The 21,362-nt window shown below is 67.0% G+C and carries 21 protein-coding genes; 7 read left to right on the top strand and 14 right to left on the bottom strand.

What is annotated here, in order from left to right; genetic code table 11:
- Window positions 1–115 precede the first annotated feature (115 nt).
- Together QM693_RS35005 and QM693_RS35000 are read left to right on the top strand one after the other, a co-directional pair.
- Window positions 116–1,849, top strand: coding sequence for an ABC transporter ATP-binding protein (locus QM693_RS35005; protein ID WP_280781808.1), 1,734 nt, complete (start codon window positions 116–118; stop codon window positions 1,847–1,849).
- On the top strand, window positions 1,846–3,801 hold the full coding sequence (locus QM693_RS35000; RefSeq protein ID WP_283354600.1) for an ABC transporter ATP-binding protein: 1,956 nt from the start codon (window positions 1,846–1,848) through the stop codon (window positions 3,799–3,801). Before QM693_RS35005 ends, QM693_RS35000 begins: the two co-directional genes overlap by 4 nt.
- A gap of 42 nt (window positions 3,802–3,843) precedes the next feature.
- On the opposite strand, the gene QM693_RS34995 is transcribed toward QM693_RS35000, so the two are convergent.
- Window positions 3,844–5,085, bottom strand: coding sequence for a hypothetical protein (locus QM693_RS34995; RefSeq protein ID WP_283354599.1), 1,242 nt, complete (start codon window positions 5,083–5,085; stop codon window positions 3,844–3,846).
- A gap of 5 nt (window positions 5,086–5,090) precedes the next feature.
- Complete coding sequence (locus QM693_RS34990; RefSeq protein WP_283354598.1) at window positions 5,091–6,974, bottom strand: sulfatase-like hydrolase/transferase; 1,884 nt, start codon at window positions 6,972–6,974, stop codon at window positions 5,091–5,093.
- 106 nt (window positions 6,975–7,080) lie between these two features.
- Here QM693_RS34990 and tgt point away from each other — a divergent pair, with 106 nt between their 5' ends.
- Window positions 7,081–8,325, top strand: coding sequence for a tRNA guanosine(34) transglycosylase Tgt (tgt, locus tag QM693_RS34985; protein WP_009477237.1), 1,245 nt, complete (start codon window positions 7,081–7,083; stop codon window positions 8,323–8,325).
- 43 nt (window positions 8,326–8,368) lie between these two features.
- Here the strand turns inward: tgt and QM693_RS34980 are convergent, their stop codons facing one another.
- The 3 genes from QM693_RS34980 to QM693_RS34970 form a co-directional block, all read right to left on the bottom strand.
- Window positions 8,369–9,097 (bottom strand): queuosine precursor transporter, encoded by a 729-nt coding sequence (locus QM693_RS34980; RefSeq protein WP_005248717.1) that lies wholly within the window; start codon window positions 9,095–9,097, stop codon window positions 8,369–8,371.
- Window positions 9,098–9,214: 117 nt separating this feature from the next.
- The gene (locus tag QM693_RS34975) at window positions 9,215–9,850 is read right to left on the bottom strand and encodes an RDD family protein (protein ID WP_283354597.1); all 636 of its coding nucleotides are present in this window, start codon (window positions 9,848–9,850) and stop codon (window positions 9,215–9,217) included.
- Between the two features lie 159 nt (window positions 9,851–10,009).
- Window positions 10,010–10,978, bottom strand: coding sequence for a DUF2189 domain-containing protein (locus QM693_RS34970; RefSeq protein ID WP_280781804.1), 969 nt, complete (start codon window positions 10,976–10,978; stop codon window positions 10,010–10,012).
- A gap of 207 nt (window positions 10,979–11,185) precedes the next feature.
- Here QM693_RS34970 and QM693_RS34965 point away from each other — a divergent pair, with 207 nt between their 5' ends.
- Entirely contained in the window at window positions 11,186–11,755 is a 570-nt protein-coding gene (locus QM693_RS34965; protein ID WP_280781956.1) for a DUF4190 domain-containing protein, read from the top strand.
- Here QM693_RS34965 and gluQRS read toward each other — a convergent pair.
- The 3 genes from gluQRS to QM693_RS34950 form a co-directional block, all read right to left on the bottom strand.
- Window positions 11,724–12,680: a tRNA glutamyl-Q(34) synthetase GluQRS gene (gluQRS, locus tag QM693_RS34960; protein ID WP_283354596.1), complete on the bottom strand. Its 957-nt coding sequence runs from the start codon at window positions 12,678–12,680 to the stop codon at window positions 11,724–11,726. The genes QM693_RS34965 and gluQRS overlap by 32 nt on opposite strands.
- Window positions 12,681–12,691: 11 nt before the next feature.
- Window positions 12,692–13,303 carry a TetR/AcrR family transcriptional regulator gene (locus QM693_RS34955; protein WP_011596657.1) on the bottom strand — a complete coding sequence of 204 codons (612 nt, stop codon included), beginning with the start codon at window positions 13,301–13,303 and terminating at the stop codon, window positions 12,692–12,694.
- 79 nt (window positions 13,304–13,382) lie between these two features.
- Entirely contained in the window at window positions 13,383–13,961 is a 579-nt protein-coding gene (locus QM693_RS34950; RefSeq protein ID WP_283354595.1) for a dihydrofolate reductase family protein, read from the bottom strand.
- 84 nt (window positions 13,962–14,045) lie between these two features.
- On the opposite strand from QM693_RS34950, the gene QM693_RS34945 reads away from it, so the two are divergent.
- Complete coding sequence (locus tag QM693_RS34945; RefSeq protein ID WP_283354594.1) at window positions 14,046–14,627, top strand: TetR/AcrR family transcriptional regulator; 582 nt, start codon at window positions 14,046–14,048, stop codon at window positions 14,625–14,627.
- On the opposite strand, the gene QM693_RS34940 is transcribed toward QM693_RS34945, so the two are convergent.
- The gene (locus QM693_RS34940; RefSeq protein ID WP_283354593.1) at window positions 14,611–15,279 is read right to left on the bottom strand and encodes a lysophospholipid acyltransferase family protein; all 669 of its coding nucleotides are present in this window, start codon (window positions 15,277–15,279) and stop codon (window positions 14,611–14,613) included. The genes QM693_RS34945 and QM693_RS34940 overlap by 17 nt on opposite strands.
- A gap of 54 nt (window positions 15,280–15,333) precedes the next feature.
- Here QM693_RS34940 and QM693_RS34935 point away from each other — a divergent pair, with 54 nt between their 5' ends.
- Complete coding sequence (locus QM693_RS34935; RefSeq protein WP_283354592.1) at window positions 15,334–15,915, top strand: TetR/AcrR family transcriptional regulator; 582 nt, start codon at window positions 15,334–15,336, stop codon at window positions 15,913–15,915.
- Here QM693_RS34935 and QM693_RS34930 read toward each other — a convergent pair.
- From QM693_RS34930 to QM693_RS34920, 3 genes are read right to left on the bottom strand one after another with little or no spacing between them, the layout of a single operon-like run.
- Complete coding sequence (locus QM693_RS34930) at window positions 15,905–17,443, bottom strand: metallophosphoesterase (RefSeq protein ID WP_283354591.1); 1,539 nt, start codon at window positions 17,441–17,443, stop codon at window positions 15,905–15,907. The genes QM693_RS34935 and QM693_RS34930 overlap by 11 nt on opposite strands.
- A 38-nt stretch (window positions 17,444–17,481) precedes the next feature.
- Window positions 17,482–18,042 (bottom strand): TIGR03086 family metal-binding protein, encoded by a 561-nt coding sequence (locus QM693_RS34925; RefSeq protein ID WP_280781798.1) that lies wholly within the window; start codon window positions 18,040–18,042, stop codon window positions 17,482–17,484.
- The gene (locus tag QM693_RS34920; RefSeq protein WP_283332725.1) at window positions 18,039–18,848 is read right to left on the bottom strand and encodes an AraC family transcriptional regulator; all 810 of its coding nucleotides are present in this window, start codon (window positions 18,846–18,848) and stop codon (window positions 18,039–18,041) included. The genes QM693_RS34925 and QM693_RS34920 overlap by 4 nt, the downstream gene beginning before the upstream one ends.
- 155 nt (window positions 18,849–19,003) lie before the next feature.
- On the opposite strand from QM693_RS34920, the gene QM693_RS34915 reads away from it, so the two are divergent.
- Window positions 19,004–19,519 carry a COG4315 family predicted lipoprotein gene (locus QM693_RS34915; RefSeq protein WP_005248698.1) on the top strand — a complete coding sequence of 172 codons (516 nt, stop codon included), beginning with the start codon at window positions 19,004–19,006 and terminating at the stop codon, window positions 19,517–19,519.
- Here QM693_RS34915 and QM693_RS34910 read toward each other — a convergent pair.
- Both QM693_RS34910 and QM693_RS34905 read right to left on the bottom strand, forming a co-directional pair.
- Complete coding sequence (locus QM693_RS34910; RefSeq protein WP_283332727.1) at window positions 19,494–20,177, bottom strand: YoaK family protein; 684 nt, start codon at window positions 20,175–20,177, stop codon at window positions 19,494–19,496. The two genes, QM693_RS34915 and QM693_RS34910, sit on opposite strands and share 26 nt — an antisense overlap.
- Window positions 20,178–20,261: 84 nt before the next feature.
- Entirely contained in the window at window positions 20,262–21,221 is a 960-nt protein-coding gene (locus tag QM693_RS34905) for an alpha/beta hydrolase (protein ID WP_105413940.1), read from the bottom strand.
- Window positions 21,222–21,362: the final 141 nt, after the last annotated feature.

The raw sequence follows: 21,362 nt of genomic DNA, 5'->3' as shown, positions 1-21,362 counted from the left end.
TAGTGCGTGCTACCAGAAAGGCGCACGGGGCCGGAGGCCCCGAAAATCCGCGGGCCTGCGGTCGTTTCTGTTGGTAACCTTCGGACATAATGATGACCCGCCAGGATCGCTGCCCATGTTGAATGCCCTGCTCACCACGTACCTCCGCCCGTACAAGCGGGACCTCACGGCGGTCGTCCTGTTCCAACTCGTCGCGACCGCGGCAGCCCTGTACCTGCCCAGTCTGAACGCCGATCTCATCGACAACGGCGTCACCAAGGGCGACACCGGGTACATCCTGTCCACGGGCGTCATGATGCTGCTCGTCACCGTCGTGCAGATCATCTGCTCGATCGGTTCGGTGTTCTTCGGCGCCCGCGCCGCAATGGGTTTCGGGCGCGACGTGCGCCGCGCCGTGATGCATCAGGTCGGGAGCTTCTCGTCCCGCGAATTCGGCCGCTTCGGCGCGCCGTCCCTGATCACCCGCAACACCAACGACGTGCAGCAGGTGCAGATGCTCGTCGTGATGAGCTGCACGATCCTGGTGATGGCGCCGATCATGTGCGTCGGCGGCGTCGTGATGTCGATCCGCGAGGACGCCGGGCTCGCCTGGATCCTGGCGGTCACCGTGCCGGTACTCGCGCTGTCCATGGGTTTCGTGATTTCGCGGATGGTGCCCGCGTTCCGGGAGATGCAGACCCGGATCGACGGGGTCAACCGGGTGCTGCGTGAGCAGATCACCGGTATCCGCGTGGTGCGGGCGTTCGTCCGTGAGCGCTCCGAGGTGGCGCGGTTCGGCGACGCGAACGAGCAGCTCACCCAGACCGCCCTGCGGGTGGGCAGGCTGACGGCGGTGATGTTCCCCCTCGTGATGGTCATCGCGAACATCACCAGTGTCGCCGTCATCTGGTTCGGCGGTCACGAGATCAACAGCGGCACCATGCAGGTCGGCTCGCTGACCGCGATGCTCAGCTACATCATGCAGATCCTGATGTCGGTGATGATGGCGTCGTTCATCGCGATGATGGCCCCCCGCGCCACCGTCTGCGCCGAACGCATCGGCGAGGTGCTCGCCACCGATTCCACCGTCGTGCCGCCGGTCGATGCAGTCACCGTGCTCGAGAACCCTGGTGTGGTGGAACTGCGCGACGCCCAGTTCAAGTTCCCTGGTGCCGACGAACCGGTGTTGCGCGACATCAGCTTCCGCGCCGAGCCGGGCAAGACCACCGCGATCATCGGCGGCACCGGTTCCGGTAAGACGACGCTGCTGTCGCTGATCCCTCGCCTCATCGACGCCACGTCGGGTTCGGTCACCGTGTCCGACACGGATGTGCGCCGCATCGACCTGGACGTCCTGCGGTCCGGCATCGGACTCGTTCCGCAGCGGCCGTACCTGTTCTCGGGCACCGTCGCCACCAACCTCCGGTACGGCAAACCCGATGCCACCGACGACGAACTGTGGCGGGCACTGGAGATCGCGCAGGCCGCGGATTTCGTCCGCGCCATGCCCGAGGGTCTCGACACTCCGATCGCGCAGGGCGGCACGACCGTGTCCGGCGGTCAGCGACAGCGACTCGCCATCGCGCGGGCGCTGGTCCGTCGCCCGTCGATCTACCTGTTCGATGACTCTTTCTCCGCCCTCGACCTCACCACCGACGCGCGGCTGCGTGCGGCGCTCAAACCCGAGACCTCGGACGCGTGCGTCATCGTCGTCGCCCAACGTGTCTCGACGATCGTGGAGGCCGAGCAGATCGTGGTCCTCGAGGACGGCGCGGTGGTCGGAATCGGCACGCACGACCAACTGCTCGAGACGTGTCCGTGTTACGTCGAGATCGTCGAATCCCAACGATCGGTCCAGGAAGCACTATGAGCGATCGCGCAACCACCACCACTGCCGAAAGGCCCGCCGGCCCCCGTATTCCGGGACCGGTCGCTCCGGGTGCCCCGGGGTCCAAGCCGAACGACCTGTGGCCGTCCACCAAGCGGTTGCTGAGGCGGCTGGGTCCCCACCGGATCGCCGTCGGCATCGTTTTCCTGGTCGCTGCCGTGTCGGTGGTGCTCACCTCGATCGCGCCGCGGATGCTCGGTCAGGGCACGAACCTGATCTTCGACGGCATCATCGGCGCGCAGTTGCCCGCCGGGATGTCGAAGGATCAGGCCGTCGCCGCACTGCGGGCCGACGGGCAGAACACGTTCGCCGACATGGTGTCCGGCATGGCCGTCGTGCCCGGTGTCGGTATCGACTTCAGCGCGCTCGGCCGGGTGCTGGCGATCGTGCTGGCCCTGTACCTGGGGTCGTCGGTGTTCATGTGGCTGTCGGGTTTCCTGCTGAACATCATCGTGCAGGGTGTCGTGAAGAATCTGCGCGCCGAGGTCGAACGGAAGATCCATCGACTTCCGCTGCGCTACTTCGACTCCCACTCCCGCGGCGACCTGCTGAGCAGGGTCACCAACGACATCGACAACGTCTCGCAGTCGTTGCAGCAGACGATGAGTCAGCTGATCGTGTCGGCGATGACGGTGATCGGCATCCTCGTGATGATGATCGTCATCTCGCCGCTGCTCGCGTTGATCGCGGTGCTGACGGTGCCGCTGTCGATCCTGGTGACCGCGCAGATCGCGAAACGGTCCAAGACCCACTTCGTATCGCAGTGGAAGTCGACGGGAGCGCTCAACTCTCACGTGGAGGAGGCGTACACGGGCCACGAACTGGTCACCGTGTTCGGTCGCAGCCGTGAGGTGGAGGCCCGGTTCGAGGAGCAGAACGAGGCGCTCTACCAGGCCAGTTACCGGGCCCAGTTCATCTCGGGCCTGATCATGCCCGCGATCATGTTCCTCGGAAACCTCAACTTCGTGGCCATCGCCGTGCTGGGTGGCATGCGGGTGGCGTCCGGCACGATGAGCCTCGGCGACGTGCAGGCGTTCATCCAGTACTCGCGTCAGTTCACCCAGCCCCTCACCCAGATCGGGGCGATGGTCAACCTCATGCAGTCGGGTGTGGCGTCCGCCGAGCGGGTGTTCGCCATCCTCGACGAGGACGAGGAGGAGCCCGACCTCGCCGAAGCGCCGACGCCGGCCGAGCCGCGCGGCCGGGTGGAGTTCTCGGACGTGTCGTTCAGCTACTCGCCGGAGAAGCCGCTGATCGAGAACCTGTCGCTGGTGGCGGAACCCGGTCAGATGGTCGCCATCGTCGGACCCACCGGCGCCGGCAAGACCACACTCGTCAACCTGATCCTGCGGTTCTACGAACTCGACGGCGGCAAGATCCTCCTCGACGGTGTCGACATCGCCGAGATGTCGCGCGACGACCTGCGGTCCCGCATCGGCATGGTGCTGCAGGACGCCTGGTTGTTCGGCGGCACCATCCGCGACAACATCGCGTACGGACGTCCCGACGCCACCGAGGACGAGATCCAGGCAGCCGCACGGATCAGCTACGTCGACCGGTTCGTCCACTCGCTGCCCGACGGCTACGACACCGTCATCGACGAAGAGGGCAGCAACATCAGTGCCGGTGAGAAGCAGCTGATCACCATCGCCCGCGCGTTCATCTCGCAGCCGTCGATCCTGATCCTCGACGAGGCAACCAGTTCCGTCGACACCCGCACCGAGTTGCTCGTGCAGCACGCGACGGCGGTTCTGCGCAGCGATCGCACGAGTTTCGTGATCGCACACCGGTTGTCGACCATCCGCGACGCCGACCTCATCGTCGTCATGGAGGACGGTCGCATCGTCGAGCAGGGCAGCCACGACGACCTGCTCCTCACCCGCGGCGCGTACTACCGCCTCTACAACAGCCAGTTCGTCGGCGCCGAGGTCTGACGACTTGTGAGTACTTGTTAACCACGGGCGGTTAATAAGTACTCACAGGCACGCAGTGCTTCCCCCCGCTTCGAAGGTGGCGGTGTCGCAGTAGGCGGCGCGCGGATAGTACGGACCCATCGTGGCGGCCGGGTCGGTGTGATCGTTCTGCGAAGCCTGCACCGACTGTGGGTAGAAGGCGTCGGACGGCAGCATGTACCGCAGGAACAGGACCTTTTTCGCGACGTCGGTGGAGCCCCAGGGGATGACGGTGACGGCCGGGTCGGACGCGGCGCGGGCGGGGACGTCCTGCGGTGCGGCAACGACGTACGTGTAGTTGCCGTCGCCGTCGGTGCGTGTCTGGAAGTCGGCGGCGCACGCGACGACCGGGTACGGCGTCGCCTGATCGTTCTGGCACATCGACCAGTACCGCACCTGGCGGCCGGGTGCGGTGACGGGTTGGCCGGCACGGGTGTCGGGGAACGTCGGTGCCCGGCCCTGCACGACGACGATGCGTCCGGGCTGGTACGTCAGGCCGGCCCCGACATATTTGTTGTCGCCGTTGGGGAACAGGCCCGACGTGCTCGCGGGGTTCACGAACGTCGCCTCGGGCACGTTGCCGGGGAACGCGCCGGACGCTGCGCCGGCGATGATCTGGTCGAATGCGGCCTCCGCGATCTGTCCGAGTGGTCCGTTGTCGTAGGCGGCGGGATCGAATTCGGATCCGCATGTCGGCACCGGCGACGTCCGGCCCCCGAACGTCAGCGTCACGTCGGGTAGTGGAACTCCGCCCGTCGGAGATGCCGGGTCGTCGGGCACGTACACCCGGATGATGAGGAAGCCGACGGGTACCGACTGCGTGTCGGCTCCGGCGGGCAGGGCCTGAATCTGGTTGCGGGAGTGGTCGGCCGGACCGGTCACGACCGTCGCGTGCCAGCGCTTCTGCGTGGCGGGCAGGGCGCCGGCGGCGGCGTCGGCGAACGGGTTTTCGCTGCCGGGGTCGGGTCCGATCTGGTTGTCGCGCAACGTGTCGACGGTGTCGAAGTTCGTCCCATACGTATTGAGCGAGAAGTACCGGGCGGCCGGGTAGGTGCCGCTCAGTTCGATGGTGTCATCCGGCCCCAACGCGTAGGGCAGCACCCAGTACGTCGCGTTGGCGTCGGGGAAGGCGACGTCGAGCACGGTCGAGTCGGACATGAATTGCCACGCGCACTGCGCGGTCGGTGGGGGCGCCGCGGACGCGAGGGAGGTGCCGCCGGACCACAGCAGCAGAACCAGCACGGCGGCAACGACTTTCCCGGCCATAACCGTCAGAACACCTCCCCGAACGCGGTCAGCTTGTCGATGCCCTCGCGGTCGATCTCGCCGGGCGTGTACCGGTTGATCAGCTGGATGTAGGCGAGGTAGCGGGCCATCGCGTCGGCACCCTGCTGAGCGAACGCCGGGGGGAGCGGCGCGGCGAGCTGAGTCGGCAGGTACTGGGTCATCAGCTGCGCAGCCATGGCCGGACCGCGCGGGTCGTGATCGAAGGTGTTGTCGAGTTCCGCCCGACCGCGTTCGGTGGCGTAGTCGTAGAATTCGTACTGGAGCGACGCCGGGTCGACGTAGGCGGTGGGCCCCAGCCACTTCGAATACACCGCGACCTTCGCCTCGGGGGTGCGCAGCACGTAGATGTGGGTGGGGGAATTGTTCCAGTTGACCCCCTGCGGTGCGTGCTCGTTGGTGGCGAGGACGACGTGGTCGCGACCGGCCGCGGTGTTGCTCCGCAGCAGCGGCATGAGGTCGGCGCGTTCGGCGTACGTGGCGAACAGGTCCCCGGACATCCAGTTCCGGTCGCCGTGCCCGAGCGTCGCGAGCAGCGGCACCACGTCGACGCTCGACGTGAGCTGGCCGCGCGGGGTGTCGGTATCGCCGGTGAATCGCCCGGTCGGGTCGGCGACGATCAGCGGGATGTGGAACGCCTCGTCGTAGGCGGTGGACAACTTGCCCGCGACGAAGCCGTGCGCCCCGGCATATTCGCCGTGATCGGACGTCATGACGAAGACGGTGTTCGCCGCGACATCCTCCGGCAGCGAGTTGATCACCGTGCCGATGTGGTGATCGACCATCGACAGCACGTTGGTGTAACTGTCCAGGGCCCGCTCCCAGTACGTGTACGGCGCGAACGCGATGTGGCGGTCGGGATCGGTGCCCTGGCCGTAGGGCTGGAGGTAGTAGTTCGACAGATTCTGGATGTCGTCGGTGACGCCGCCCCACACCAGGGCCTGGAACTCCCGCGCGAACACCTGGGTGCTCGGTTTCGACTGCAATGCCTTCTCGGGTTCCCAGTTCGGCGGCACCGACGGATAACCCAGGCGCGGAGGGTCGCTCTCGCCGGTGGTCACCGACCAGGCCCGCGCGGGACTGAGTGGGGGAACGTTGTTCGCGTACAGCGACTGATACCGTTCCGCTTCCGTTCCGGCCCAGAAGAACTGCTGGTCGTGGGGATTGACGAAGCTCGCCGTCAGGCAGAACGGGCCGTCCCCGGGCTTCCGCGTCGACAACCACGCCGCGGCCTGGTCGGCGATGTGCCCATCGAATTCGAATCCCTCACCGTTCATTCCGATGATGTCGGGCATCGTCAGTCCGTCGAACCCGTACTCCTCGAGGTAGCCGGGGGCGAGCCCGGAGTCCTCGTCGGGGGACGGCGACAGATGCCACTTGCCGACGTACGGCGTGACGTAGCCCGCCTGCCGCAGCAGCTTGCCGTACGTCGGAAAGTCCCGTCCCATCGCGGGCGACGGGACGGGGGAGGCCCGATTACCGGTCCGTGTCTGCAGCATCCAGTTCTGCAGCGGATACAGACCGGTGACGAAACACGCGCGGCCCGGACTGCACGCCACCCCGGCCGTGTAGTGCTGCGTGAACTTCACCCCGGGCGCCCACAGCGTGTAGAGGTTGGGCATGAACCGCTGCAGAAACTGGTCGGCAGTGGTGATTCCCGCGGGAAAGACCTGGGGAAACCGCATCTCGTCGACGACGATGAACACGATGTTGGGCTGCACGTAATTGCTGGGCTGCCGGTGCAGCGGTTTCTCCGATGCGTCCGCCCGACGGTCGAAGAGGCCCGACATCACGGTCACCCCGCCGGCGACCGCCGCACCCGAGAGAAAGGTTCGCCTGTCGATCCGATGGCCGGCCTGCTCGTCGCTCATGGCGGTTCCTCCGGTCGAAGGGGTGGGATCGTCTCACTCTCTGTACCCACTATCGAACGAAGTAGTGATGTGTCGCCGGAAATGTCGCCCGTGATTGGATAGCCCCGTGAATGCCGTAGTCCCGACCCCGCCCGATCCGTTCTTCACCGTCGGTACCCGACTCGACGGGCAGCTGGGTCGTACCGGAACCATTCACACCCCGCACGGTGACATCGCGACGCCGTCGTTCGTGGCCGTCGGCACCAAGGCCACCGTCAAGGCGGTGCTGCCGGAGAGCATGAAGGAACTGGGCGCGCAGTCGCTGCTCGCCAACGCGTACCACCTGTACCTGCAGCCCGGGCCGGACATCGTCGACGAGGCCGGCGGTCTGGGCAAGTTCATGAACTGGGACGGCCCGACGTTCACCGACAGCGGCGGATTCCAGGTCATGTCGCTGGGCGTCGGGTTCAAGAAGGTCCTCGCGATGGAAGCGGTCGGGGTGCGCTCCGACGACGTCATCGCGAAGGGCAAGGAACGCCTCGCGACCGTCGACGACGACGGGGTCACGTTCAAATCGCACCTGGACGGGTCGCGGCACCGGTTCACCCCCGAGGTGTCGATGCAGATCCAGCACCAGCTCGGCGCCGACATCATGTTCGCGTTCGACGAGCTCACCACGCTGCTGAACACCCGCGGGTACCAGGAGCAGTCGGTGGAGCGGACGCAGGCGTGGGCGGTGCGCTGCATCGCCGAGCACGAGAAGCTCACCGCTGAGCGCGCCCATCGCCCGTACCAGGCGCTGTTCGGGGTCGTGCAGGGCGCGCAGTACGAGGACCTGCGCAGGCAGGCGTGCCGGGGGCTGGAGTCGATCACGGGGGAGAGCGGCCGCGGGTTCGACGGATACGGCATCGGCGGTGCGCTCGAGAAGCAGAACCTCGGCACCATCGTCCGCTGGTGCAACGAGGAGCTTCCCGAGCACAAGCCGCGGCACATGCTCGGCATCAGCGAGCCGGACGACTTCTTCGTGGCCATCGAGAACGGCGCCGACACGTTCGACTGCGTGAATCCGTCACGGGTCGCGCGCAACGCCGCGATCTACCACCCGGACGGCCGGTTCAACATCAACACCAGCCGCTTCCGTCGTGACTTCACGCCCATCGACGAGAACTGCGATTGCTACACCTGCGCGAATTACACCAGCGCCTACATTCACCATTTGTTCAAGGCGAAGGAAATGCTGGCGTCTACGTTGTGCACCATCCACAACGAACGCTTCACCGTGCGGTTGGTCGATCAGATACGCGCCAGCATCGAGGGCGGCTACTTCGACGAGTTCAAAGCCGAAACCCTGGGCCGCTTCTACCGCACGTGAGTGGGAAAGCGTCCTCGGGCACACTTTCCCACTCACGTGGGGGTCAGAGCTGGTAGGTGGGTTCGCGCTTCTTCACGTACGCGATGACGCGGTACGTGATCGGCATGACCAGTACCTCGACGAGGGTCTTCCACAGGAATCCGACGATCACGTAGTTGACGAAATCGCTCCACGTGCTGATGCCGATCGCGCCTGCGGCGATGGAGCAGAAGATCAGGGTGTCGGCGAACTCACCGACGATGGTGGACCCGATGAGCCGCGCCCACAGGTGCTTCTCCTTGGTGCGCTCCTTGATCAGGACCAGCGTCACCGAGTTCAGCATCTGCCCGACGAGGTAACCGGCCAGCCCGGCGAGCAGCAGTCGCGGGTAAACGCCGACGACGGACCGCAGCGCCTCCTGGTTCTCGTAGAAGTCGGCGGACGGCAGCTCGATGAGGAGCCAGAAGCAGAACGCCGCCAGGATCAGGGCGCCGAAGCCCAGGTAGATCGCTCGACGCGTCGACTTGAACCCGTACACCTCGCTGAGGACGTCGCCGAGAATGTAGGCGAGCGGGAACAGGAAGAAGCCGCCGTCGGTGATGACGGGCAGGATCTGCAGCGGCCCGATGGTCAGCGACGAATCGGCGAAGAACGCGACGCCCTTCGTCGCGCAGATATTCGAGATCAGCAGCGTCGCGGTGAAGAGGGCGACGAACGTGGGGTAGTACCCCCGGCTGACGTGCGCGAACGTCGCGTGGTCGTCTGGTTTGGTCTGCTGATCTGAGGCTGTCACGCCGCAATCCAAGCACCTGCAGGTGGAAGGGCGCGAATCAGGAACGGGTGAACGTACCTTTTGTCCGATCTGACGCGACGAAAGATACGTTCACCCGCACGGTAGGACGGGTTCGGACTAGCCCTGAACGACGCGCGTGCCGCCGGCCAGTTCGTCGTGCTTGCCCTGCTTGGTGGGGCTGCCGTTGATCGTCACCCCGATGACGATCGCGGCAACGACGCCGAGCAGACCGAACAGGAACCCGAGGAGCGGGAACCCACCGAGCGCGGACAGGACGTAGAAACCGTTCCTGGTCAGCGACTGCTGCTGGGTGGGGAACCCGCCGTTGGGGCCCTCGACGCGCAGGCCCAGCATCTGCTTGCCCAGGGTCTGCCCCCTCGTCGTCTCGAGGAAGACGAAGTAGCCGACGACGGCGGCCGCGGTGAGGATCGCGCCGAGGACGCTGCCCAGGAAGTTGCCCAGCACCAGCGCGAGGACGGTGCTGACCACGGCCATCGGGATGCCGACGATCAGACCGTCGATCACCCGTGCGCCGAGGCGGGGAAGAAGTTCACCGGGACGGGACGGGTCGAACCCGAAGTCCGGCTGCGCGAACGGCTGGGTGCCGAACTGCTGTGCCGAATCGAACTGCGGCGGTGCGCCGAACTGCTGTCCGTACTGCTGCTGCCCCGCCCCGTTGTAGTGCGGTTGCCCGTACTGCTGCCCGCCGAACGGCTGTTGTCCCTGGCCTGGATCGAATCCACCGGTAGTCATGTGTTCCCCCTCGAATCTCGAGTCCTGAATGTCTCGGATGACGCCTGAGCACCTTACGCAAGGGGTGGAAGTGACTCGAGTGACGGGAGTGGCAAAACGGGTGAGCGTACTTTCCGTCCGCGAAGGACAGGAAGCACACTCACCCGTGGGAGCGAGCGGTCAGGCCGCGACGTAACGGCCGGTGAGCACGCGGTACGCGTAGGTCGACGCGATGATCGTGATCGGGATCGAGACGAGAAGTCCGACGCCGCAGAGGAGTGCACCGACGATGTTGATGCCGACGAGAGCGAGGGCCAGCAGCAGCACCGGGCCGACGTTCTGCGAGATCACGCGGAAGCTCGACTTGATGCCGGTGATCGCGTCCTCGTTCTGATCGATGACGAACTGCAGCGTCCACCAGGTCAGGAAGATGACGATGAGACCCGGGATGATGAGCAGGACGAAACCGATGGTGGCGGCCACACCGATGATCACGCTGGCGATGATGATCGCCCCGACATTGGTGAACTGGAAGAACGAACCGAACGCCGGCTTGTTCCCGTCCACCTCGTGCAGTGCGCCCCGCACGAGAGCCGCATTGATCAGATAGCCGACGATGGTCGTGACGATCGTGCCGATGATGCGCCACACCGAGAACGCCGCGCTCATGTCGGACGACGTGCTGAAGCCGCCGAAGACGAGGTTCAGCACCACCTGGATGATGGCGGCGATCAGCAGGATGCCGATCCAGATGAGCGCGTTGTCCTTGAATTTGTTCCAGCCGTAGCCGATCGCGTCGCCCACGGAGAACTGCCCCGGCGTCTGCCCGGGCGTGCCGTAATCCGACATCGGCGGAGGCGGCGGATATCCACCGGGCGGCGGTCCCTGGGGCGGCGGCGGGTAATTGCCCTGCGGCGGCGGGTAATTACCGGGAGGCGGCGGATAGTTTCCGCCGGGCGGGGGCGGGTAGTTTCCGCCGGGCGGCGGTGGCGGATATCCGCCGGGCGGCGGTCCCTGCGGCGGCGGAGGGTAATTCCCCGGGGGTGGCGGATATCCGCCGGGCGGCGGTGGAGGATTGCCCCGCGGGGGGTATCCGCCCTGGTCACCACCTTCAGGTTTGTCGTTAGGGTCGTATCCACCAGTCGTCATGTGATCCCCTCAGCAAGAGTTGAATGCTCGCGCGTGACAGTGCGAATAAACACTACGTGGACAATCCTTTACTCGCCTCCCTTTGGTCTGCTTCTTCTCCTGCGGTTTTGATGCTTTACGCTGGTTATCGTGACTAATTCTGGGGGATCGGACGATTCGAATCCGTACAACGGGCAAACACCACCCACTTATGGCGAGGTTCCCGGCTTGCCGCGCGACGGATACGGGGTCGACGAATCCGGTTATCCCACCTATTCGGCGCCCACCGAGAAGTACCCCGACTATCAGCAGCCGGGCGCGTATGGGACTTCTCCGAATCCGTATGCCGCACCGAATCAGAATCAGTACGGCGGCGACCAGTACGGGGCGCCGAACCAGCAGTACGGGACGCCCAACCCGTATGCCGCCCCGAATCAGTACAGCGCCCCCAACCAGTACGGCGGCGCGCCCAACCAGTACGGGGCTTCGGGCCAATACGGCGGTCCCGCCCCGCAGTACGGCGCACCGAACCCGTACGGCGCGCCCTACCCGCGGCCGCTGGGGACGAACGGTCTCGCGATCGCGTCGCTGATCACGTCGATCGTCGGCGGATGCTTCTACGGCCTCGGCTCCATCGTCGGCATCATCCTCGGCATCATTGCGCTGGGCCAGATCAAGCAGTCCGGGCAGGAGGGCCGCGGACTTGCGATCGCCGGAATCGCCATCGGCGGCGCCTACGTCGTCGGCTGGATCCTGTTCTTCCTGATCATGGTGATTGCTGCGGCGTCGGGAGCCTGACCACCCACGGTTCGCGGTGCAGGCGGGCCGGGTCGAACCGGTCGAGGAGTATCCCGAGATCCACGACCTCGCCCGGTTCCGCGAGCGCGAGTGACGTCGCCAGCACTCCGAGGACGTCGCTCGGGGTGCGTCCCAACGCTTTCTGGTCGGCGAGCGTGACGGCGCCGTCGCGTTTCGCGAGCCGTTTGCCGTCCTCGTTGAGTGCGAGGGCCACGTGCGCGTAGGTGGGGGCGGTCAACCCGAGCAGCCCGGCGAGGTAGGCCTGGCGGGGCGCGGACGAGAGCAGGTCGTCGCCGCGCACCACCTGATCGATTCCCTGGGCGGCGTCGTCGACGACCACCGCGAGGTTGTAGGCGGGTGTCCCGTCGCCGCGCCGCAGCACGAGATCGTCCACCATGCCGGAATAGCTGCCGTGCAGGACGTCGTCGATGGTGAACGACGTGACGCCGGCGCGCAGCCGCAGCGCGGGTGGTCGGCCGCCGGCGAGCCGGTCTGCGCGTTCGTCCGGTGTCAGGTTGCGGCAGGTCCCCGGGTACGCGCCCTGCGGTGCGTGCGGCGCCGACGCGGCTTTGAGGATTTCTCTTCTCGTGCAGAAGCACTCGTACGTGAGGCCGGCGGCGTGGAGTTCGGCGATGGCAGCGTCGTACCGCGACAGTCGGTGCGACTGCGACACGACGTCGCCGTCCCAGTCGAGGCCGAGTTCCGCGAGGTCGGCCAGTTGCCGGTCGCGGGCGCCCTCGCGGACGCGGTCGAGGTCTTCGACGCGCAGGAGGAACTTCCGGCCGGTGGACCGGGCGAACAGCCACGCCAGCACGGCGGTCCGCAGGTTGCCGAGGTGCAGGTCGCCGGACGGGCTGGGCGCGAACCGCCCCGCGCCCCCCGCCCGATGTGACAGCGGTTCACTCTGACGAGACGGATGTGACATCGGCCGAGGGGTCAGCTGGCCAGTTCGATCGACGACGACGGCACGACGTCGGCGCCCTGCAGAATCATGCCGATCTGAATGTCGAGGGCGTGCTCGAGGTACTCCGGCGGGTACAGCGCCGGACTGCCGATCGCATCGAGGGCAAGGCCGTCGACGGTGGCGAGGAGAAGCGCCGCACGGGTTTCCGCCTCCGGGGTGCCGATCCCGATGAGCACGGCGGACAGTCCGGTGCGGATGGTGAACAGGGTCTTGCGCCGGATCTCGGCGAGCGACGGGGAGGTCGCGGCCCGGACGGCGAATGCCGCCATGACGTGCGCCTCCCGCGACCGCGCCTCGTCGAGCGGCAGCAACTGGGACATCGCGGCGAACAGGGCCCGGGCGGGATCCCCGCCGCGCTCGACCTCCGACAGTCGGGCGAGGAGTTTGTCGACGAGGGTCCGCAGGGCGAACGCGAACATCTCGTCCTTCGTAGAGAAGTGGTGCTGCACGGCTCCGATGGACACACCCGCCCTCTTGGCGACCTCGCGCACGCTGGCGCCCTCGAGCCCCGACTCGGCCGCGACGTCGAACAGGGCTGCGGCCAGGCGTTCGGGGCTGGTGGACGAGTATCGGCGTTCGCGCATGCCTCGAACATTACTGACGTATTGAATCAATACATGCGTCAGGTGCCCGTGTTGCCGCGAGTGGCGGGTGTGACTTCGGTTATCGGCGGACGTACGTCAGGAAAATCATCCCGCTCTCGAAGGCGCGGCTCGCGGCCAGCCGGAACCGCTGAGGGCCGAATTCGCCGTCGAACAACGGAATGCCGGTGCCGATCGCCACGGGGTTGAGCTTGATCCGGAGCTCGTCGATCTCGGGTTGCACCGCGGCGGCGAGCTTGCCGCCGCCGCACAGCCAGATGTCCTTGCCGTCCTCCCTCTTGAGTTCGCGGACCTTCTCGATCGGATCGCCCGAGACGATCTCGACGTCCGGGTCGGGCGACTCGGTGATCGTGGTCGAGAAGACGTACTGCCGCAGATGCGCGTACGGGCTGGTCATGCCGAGGTCGAGGCCGGGCTGGTAACTGGCGCGGCCCATGAGCAGTGTGTCGAAATGTTTGTTGGGGGCGTCGATTCCCAGCGGTGCCCGCATGTGGGTGGGGACCGTCTCGGGGTACTCGGCGATCATCACGGGCATGTGATCGCCGTCGATCTCGAAGATGGTGCCGGTGGGGTCCGAGCCGTCGGCGCCGGCGATGAAGCCGTCGATGGTGGCGGCGGCGTAGTAGACGAGCTTTCGCATGTGAGTCCTCCCGTGGTCGGTAACAACTCCATTTGTAGTACTATGACTGAAGTGGTTGCAAGTCCTTTTCGTCGAGGAGTGTCGATGGCGCAGAATCCGGAACGACGTGCGGCTCTCGTGAACGCCGCGATCGAAGTGCTTGCGCGCGAGGGTGCGCGCGGCCTCACCTTCCGCGCCGTCGACGTCGAGGCGAACGTCCCCAAGGGGACGGCATCCAACTACTTCGCCAGCCGCGACGACCTGTTCGACCAGGTCGGCAAGCGGATTCACGAGCGGATGGGTCCCGACCCCTCGGTCGTCGAAGAAAGCGGGCGCAAGCCGCAGAATCTCGAGCTCGCGATCGAGTACATGCAGGGGCTGTTCGGCAGGATCACCCGCGACCGCACGGGCTATCTCGCGTTGCAGGAATTGCGACTCGAAGCGGTCCGGCGTCCCGAGTTGCGGACCACGCTGACGCGCACGATCTCCGAGAATCTGGAACGCGACATCGGTTTTCACCTCGACTCGGGACTGCCCGGTGATCGCAGCACCGTGCTGATGCTCTACCTCGCGATGAATGCGCTCATCGTCGAGCACCTGACGCTGCCCGGCGTGCTCGAGGGGGTCGACACGGAGCGGCTCGTCGCCGATCTCGTGACGCGTGCCGTCGCTACGCCGGACGCCTGAGCGCGTAGTCGTCCACGTACTCCTGCCCCGACAGTGTCATGAGGGCGTGCATCAGCTCGTCCGTCGCGGCCCGGACGACGTGCCGGTTGTCGCGTAGCTCGGCGAATCGGGTGAAGTCGAGCGGTTCGCCGACGGTCACCGTCACCTTGCCGAACCGCCACATCCGCGATCCGGCGGGGTTGACCTGCCGGGTGCCGTGCATGGCGACGGGCACGACCGGGGCGCCCGTCGCGAGCGCGACCCGGGCGATTCCGGTCTTGCCCTTGTGGAGTCGGCCGTCGGGAGACCGGGTGCCCTCGGGGTAGATTCCCCAGACCTTGCCGTCGTCCAGGATCTTCCGCGCGGTGTTCAGTGCGGATTCCGCCGCGGAGGCCCCGGATCGGTCGATCGGCACCTGGCCGGCCGCGGTGAAGAACCAGCGTTTCGCCCTGCCTTTCGTGCCGCTTTCGGTGAAGTACTCGCTCTTTGCCACGAACGTGATGCGCCTGCGCACCATCAGGACGAGGAAGAACGAGTCGACGACGGTGAGGTGATTGCTCGCCAGGATCACCGGACCCGACGCCGGGATGTGGTGTGCACCGTCGATCGCGGGCCGCCCGAACATGCGCAGCACCGGTCCGATCAGCACGTACTTGAAGATCCAGTACCACACGGTGAACTCCTCACTCGGGCGCCATTGCGTGAGTAGACATTGTCTACTCGCGCAATGATAGACACTGTCTACATGAGTGGAGAAGTGCAACCCCTGCGCGTGCGGCTGATCGACAGTGGCCGCGAATTGCTGGACCAGGGCGGCATCGACGCCGTCGGGCTGCGCGCCGTCGCCCGGCACGCGGGTGTCTCGCACGGCGCGCCGCGACGGTACTTTCCCACCCACAAAGCATTGCTCGCCGCGATCGCCGCCTCGGGATTCGCCGAACTGGCCGACGAGCTCCGGTCGGCGATCGCGTCCGAGTCGGACCCCCTCGCACGCGTGCGGCGGACGGCACGGCAGTACCTCTCTTTCGCCGACGCCCACCGCACCCTGTTCGAGTTGATGTTCCGGCACGACCTGCTCGAAGGGTCGGGCGAGGACCTGCGGCAACACTCGAAACCTCTGTTCGAGACGGTCGTCGCACTCGTCGCGGACACCGGCTCCGACGAGCCGCGCGTGGTCGCGTTGAACCTGTGGACCCAGCTGCACGGGGTGGCGACCCTCCGCGCCACCCGCAGCATCGAACTGATCGCCGGCGACTTCCACGTGGACAGCTTCGTCGCGCAGCTGATCGGCCTACATCTCAGGGCGTAGGCATGACGGCGCGCGGCAGGTCGGCCCGCAACTCCACATCGGTGACGAAGTCTCCGTCATCCGGCTGGTAGCGCCGCTGCGGATCGAAGTCCTCCACCCGGAAGCTGTCCAGCGTGGGGGAGTGCGTCGTGACGGCGAGGGTTCCGCCGTCGAGATCGAACTGCAGGAGTCGCTGGAACCCGGTCTCGCGGCGGCTGTCGACGGTGAAGTACTGGTAGTCGGCGAGCAACTCCACGACCTTCCGGTCCGTGTCGCCCACCTTCCGGTCGGTGACCGTCGTCTGCCCGTCGACATGTCCTGCGAGGACCAGGAACACCGTGTCGAAGGGAACGACGAGCCGGTTCCAGATCTGCTGTCCCGCACTGCTACCGATGTCGCCGAACCCGCTCATGCGCAGCGAGCCGTCCTCGTCCAGGTAGTAGTGGCTGCCGATCATCACGTTGCGGTCCGGGTGGTCGGCGAGCACGTCCTCGGCCCACTGCAGTACGTGCTCGGGCGGGTTGTAGCCGATGTAGAGCATCAGGAATTTCGCGCCGGCGATGTCGAGCAGGTCGTAGTGCGCCGAATTGTCCGTGTCCGTGACGGATTCGCCCCAGTACGGCCGGTCGCGGTACCGCCACGGCCCGAAGAACTCGTTGTAGAGGGCGTGGTTCTTCTCGTGCTCGCCGGGAATGAGTCGTCCGCCGACGTTCCACAGGTTGTCGTGGTTGCCGGGCAGGACGCCGTAGGGAATGCCTGCCTCTTCGAGCGTCGCCATCGCCTTGTCCGCGACTTCGAACTCGGGCCGGGCGCGGGACTCGGGTGCGCCCGGGCGAATCCAGCTCTGGACGAGGTCGCCGGTGTGCATGGAATAGGCGATCTTGCGTTCGGCGGCGTTCTCGGCGGTCCAGCGGGTCATGTCGAAGTACACCTCCGGCCGGTCCCGCGAGACGTACTGGGTGTCGGAGATGTGCTGCAGCGCGAAGTCGTACGCGTTCGGGTCGGCGAACTGCTGATCGGCCGTCGCGTTGGCCTCGCGGAAACTCCGGTCGCGTCGCGGACCGTCGATGACGAGGATCTGCGCGGAGTCCTCGCCCTCGATCCGGGTGGTCAGGGTGACCGGACCGCCCGGTTCGGACGCCTGCGCCGTCGCGACCGGCTCACCCCAGCTCTGCGCCTGCTCGTCCCACACGTGCATCGCGAGGTCGTCGAGATTCACCGAACGTCCGTGCCAGGTCACGTCGGTGCCTGCGGGCTCCGGACCGAACCGGACCTCGTACCGCATGTACGGGTACTCATCGAAGCGGTGGCTGGTGGCCGACATACCGTTCGACTCGTCACCCGGAACCCGCTGTGAGGGAGCGGCGTCGCCGGTGGTCCCGGCGAACATGACCGCGGACGCGAGCGGCGCCGAGGTGACGAGGCCACGCGCCGGCAGACCGGATGCGCCCCGGGGTTCGGGATCGGCCACCGCGACCACGTCACCGCCGAGCAGCGCCGCGGCCAGTGACACCGCCGTCAGCGCGGCAATCCTGCCCGGCACGCTCATGACCCGAGGTTACAAGCGCGACCGGGCAGGCGCTCGGGTCAGGCCTTGCGGCCGAGGAAGGCCAGGACCCGGGTCTGCTCGTCGGCGTCCGCGGAAACGTCCACGGCTGGACCGCACACCCCGGCCGTGCGGATGCTCTCGCCCATCTGCTCCGCGACGCCACCCACCCAGGTCAGGTCGTCGGCCGGGATGGTCTCGTCGAGGCCGGTGGCCCGGGCGAGGTCCCAGCCGTGGATCACCAGGTCGAAGCAGTAGAAGCTGTCGATGGTCTTTCCGAGGTCGGTGCGGCCGAAGTGCCCGTCGTACTCGCGGCTCACCAGAGCCGGGTCGTTCAGGATCTCCTGCATGCCGTCGCGCGTGGCCGCCCATGCGGCAACCGGGTCGTCGTCGACGGACGGCGGTTCCGGCAGTTCCAGATCGACGACGGTGACGATGTAGCGCTGCGTGTCGATCACGTGCCGCACGACGTCGCGGGCCGTCCAGCCGTCACACGGGGACGCGTCGTCCCAGCGTTCGGCGGGCACGGATTCGACGCGCTTCGTGAACTTCGCGGCGAGGTCTCGGTAGTGGGCTGCGGGGGTTTCGGTTGTCGAGGTCATGCTGCCGATTCTTCTCCCGCCCGGGGCCCGAGGGCTTGAACATTTCCGACATCGACGACGGATTCCGTCCCGTGCCAGTCGGGGGCCTCACTGGCGAGGAGGTCGGACGGGGTGAGCGAGGAGATCCGCCGGCATTCCCGCGACAGGTGCGCCTGGTCGCTGTAGCCGGCGGTGGCGGCGAGGTCGGCGAGCCCGGCCCGCGTCCCCGACTGCGCCAGCGCCATGAACCGCTGCAGCCGCAGGATGCCGCGGAGGGTCGCGGGCCCGTATCCAAACGCGTCGTTGCATCGCCGCTGCAGTTGCCGCTCCGTGACGGAGGCGGCGTCGGCGAGCGCGCCCACGTTCCACGAGTGCCGGGCCAGGGCCTGCCGGACGGTGCCGATCAGCGGGTCCGCGTCCGGTCCGCGATTTCGCCACGCGCGCACGGCGTTCTCGAACAGGGCGATTCGTTCCGCGTAACCGGGCGCATTGTCGAGCCGGTCGGTCAGCGTCCGTTCCCACGTGGATCCGAGCACGTCCCCGAGACCGACCCGGATGTTGCGGACCTCGGCCGCCGACGTCCGCAGCAGATGCGAGGCGGCGCCGGGACGGAAACGGACGCCGACGGATTCGGTGCCCGGCGGCAGCGTGAACGACCACGCCGTGGTTTCGGGACCGCACACGCGGATTCCCACACCCCGGATCCACAGGATGTCCATGCACGCATCCGGCACCAGCAGATGCTCGCCCTGCGTGCGCGCGGACCACCCGCACACCAGGGTGCCGGTGAGATCGGGCGACGGTGCGGTCGGCGTGTACCAGCCCATGCACAGGAGCCTAATCACGGATACCGACACGTGCGGGCCCGTCACATCGCCCGAAGTGCCCGCACCGGCACGCAACTCGAGGTGAACTGTATGCACGGGTCCGCAGAGGTTCCCCGGAGGCCCGCCACTTCGCCGTCACAGAGAACGAGGACTCCATGAGACGAACATGGGCGCTGGCAGCGATCGCCGCCGTCAGCCTGACCTTCTCGAGTTGCGCCTACGACAGCACCGATTCCGGCGACACGGGCGGCAACGCCCCGGTGTCGCCGACGCCGACGTCCCCGCCAGCCGCGCCCGGCACACCCGTACTGAAGATGGGACCGACGACGCTCGGCGAGGTGATGGTCGACGACGGTGGCATGACGGTCTACGTGTACGACAACGACGAGGTCGGCTCCGGCGCCAGTTCGTGCCGGGACACGTGCCTGCAGTCGTGGCCGCCGGTCACCTCCGTCACCGAGAACCCGACGGTCCAGGGGTTGCAGGAAGTCGTCATCGACACCATCCCGGCGCCGGACGGCACCCATCAGCTCACCGTCAACGGACGCCCCGTGTACCGCTACAAGGACGACAACGAACCCGGCGACGCATTCGGGCAGGCGGTCGGCAGCGTGTGGTGGACCCTCGACTCCGCAGGCAACCCGGTCACGACAACTGCGGGCGGCGAGTAGCGCGGTCGATCCTCAGGTGGACGGTGACGGTCAGCGCTGCCGACAGGACGGCAGCGAACCAGAGGGCGTCGAGCCCGATCCAGTGGTGCGCGAGGGCGCCCGTCACCGCTCCCACCACCAGACCGGCCCACAGCGCGAAGTGCCGTAGCCACGCCCACCGCGGCCCGCCGAACAGTGCCCCGGCCAGCCGATGTCCCATCTTCACGAGCGCGCCCGTCATGTAGGTGAGACCGATGGTCACCTCGCCGTCGCGCTGGAAGAAGGAGTTCTCGGCGCCCATCGCGAGCAGCATCGCGCCGACGGCCACCGTGCTCGCCCCGACAGTCGCGGCCACCGCGCCGACGATCAGCAGTCCCGACACGACAGCGAGCACCGTCGTCCGGACGGGCAGGCGCCGACGATCGGACAGGTGCACGACCACGGCGCCGAGGGCGCAGCCGAGAACGAACATGCCGATCACCGCGGCAGCCGTCGCCGCGTGCGCCCACGCGGCGTCTGCGAACCCGACACTGAACCGGGTGAGGTTGCCGCTCATGAACGCGACGAAGAACCCGCCGAGCGTGATGAATCCCAGCGCGTCGACGTAACCGGCCAGCGTGGACAACACCACCGCCAGCGCGAGTATCCGCCTGCTGTCGTCGATCGGCACACCCCACATCAAACACCGCAGCCGACGACAGTGGCCCCCGATCCGGAGATCGGGGGCCACTGAGGCGTAGGTCAGGCGATCACGACGCCTGGCTCAGGAGGTCCCGAGGGCGGGTGCCAGCGTGTTGGCCCAGGACTCGTGCAAGCGGTCCTGCCAGTAGTTCCACGTGTGGAGGCCGTCGTCGGTGATGTGGGTCTGCAGCTTGGCGCCTGCGCGCTGCGCCGCGGGCACGAACACCTTGCTGCTCAGACCGGAGGCGGTCTCGAGGGGGACCGTCTGCGAGAACTTCACCGGGTCGAACGAGGCGCTGTCCGGGTCGACCGTCGGATCGCCCGCCGCCGAGCCTGCGCCGGACGAGATGTAGACGGACTTGCCGCGCAGCGCGCCGACGTTGAGCAGCGGGTCGTTGCGAAGCCACGCACCCGACGGCCAGAAGCCCCACATGTTCAGCGCGTTGCCGCCCATCTGAGCGACGGAAACCTGGATGCCCTGCGCGAAGCCGGGCGAGCTGGCCGTCGGGTAACCGCTGTACGACGCGACCGCCTTGTAGAAGTCGGGACGGTGAGTGGCGAGGTTCAACGCGGAGGTGCCGCTCATCGACAGACCCGCGACCGCGTTGTTCACCCCGTCGCTGCCGAACTGGGAAGCCATCACCGGGGGCAGCTCATTGGTCAGGAACGTCTCCCACTTGACGCGGCCGAGCTTCGGGTCGTCGCGCTGCCAGTCGGAGTAGAAGGTGCCGCCGCCGCCGAACGGGATGACCACGTTGACGTGCTTGCCGGCGAAGAAACTCTCCACGTCGGTCTCGATCAGCCAGCCGTTGTTGTCGTCCGGTGCCCGCAGACCGTCGAGCAGGTACAGGGTCGGCGCGGGACCACCGCCCGCGGCCTTGAGCACCTTGACGGGAATGTCCTTGTCCATCGACGGTGAATACACCGAGATCAGGGCCGAGTCGGCGTGGGCGACGCCGGTTCCGGCCAATACGGACACGAGGCCCGATGCCAACACTGCGACCAGGCCCACGATCAGTGCGCGGGTGCGACGAATCGCCATACGAATGTCCTTTTATCTCGAATCGACACACAGCACAGCGAACGCTGCACCGCAGACGATAACAGGAAGATAACGGGTTGTGCCCGCTGTGGCCAGGACTTTCGGCTCCGACAGCCGGTCGGTCGTCGCTCGGAGACAGAA

This window comes from Rhodococcus sp. IEGM 1305 (assembly GCF_030058635.1).
GTDB classification, from domain to species: Bacteria; Actinomycetota; Actinomycetes; order Mycobacteriales; family Mycobacteriaceae; genus Rhodococcus_F; species Rhodococcus_F opacus_D.
Note: the sequence above shows the minus strand (reverse complement) of the source record. Positions and strands in the feature narration are given on the sequence as shown.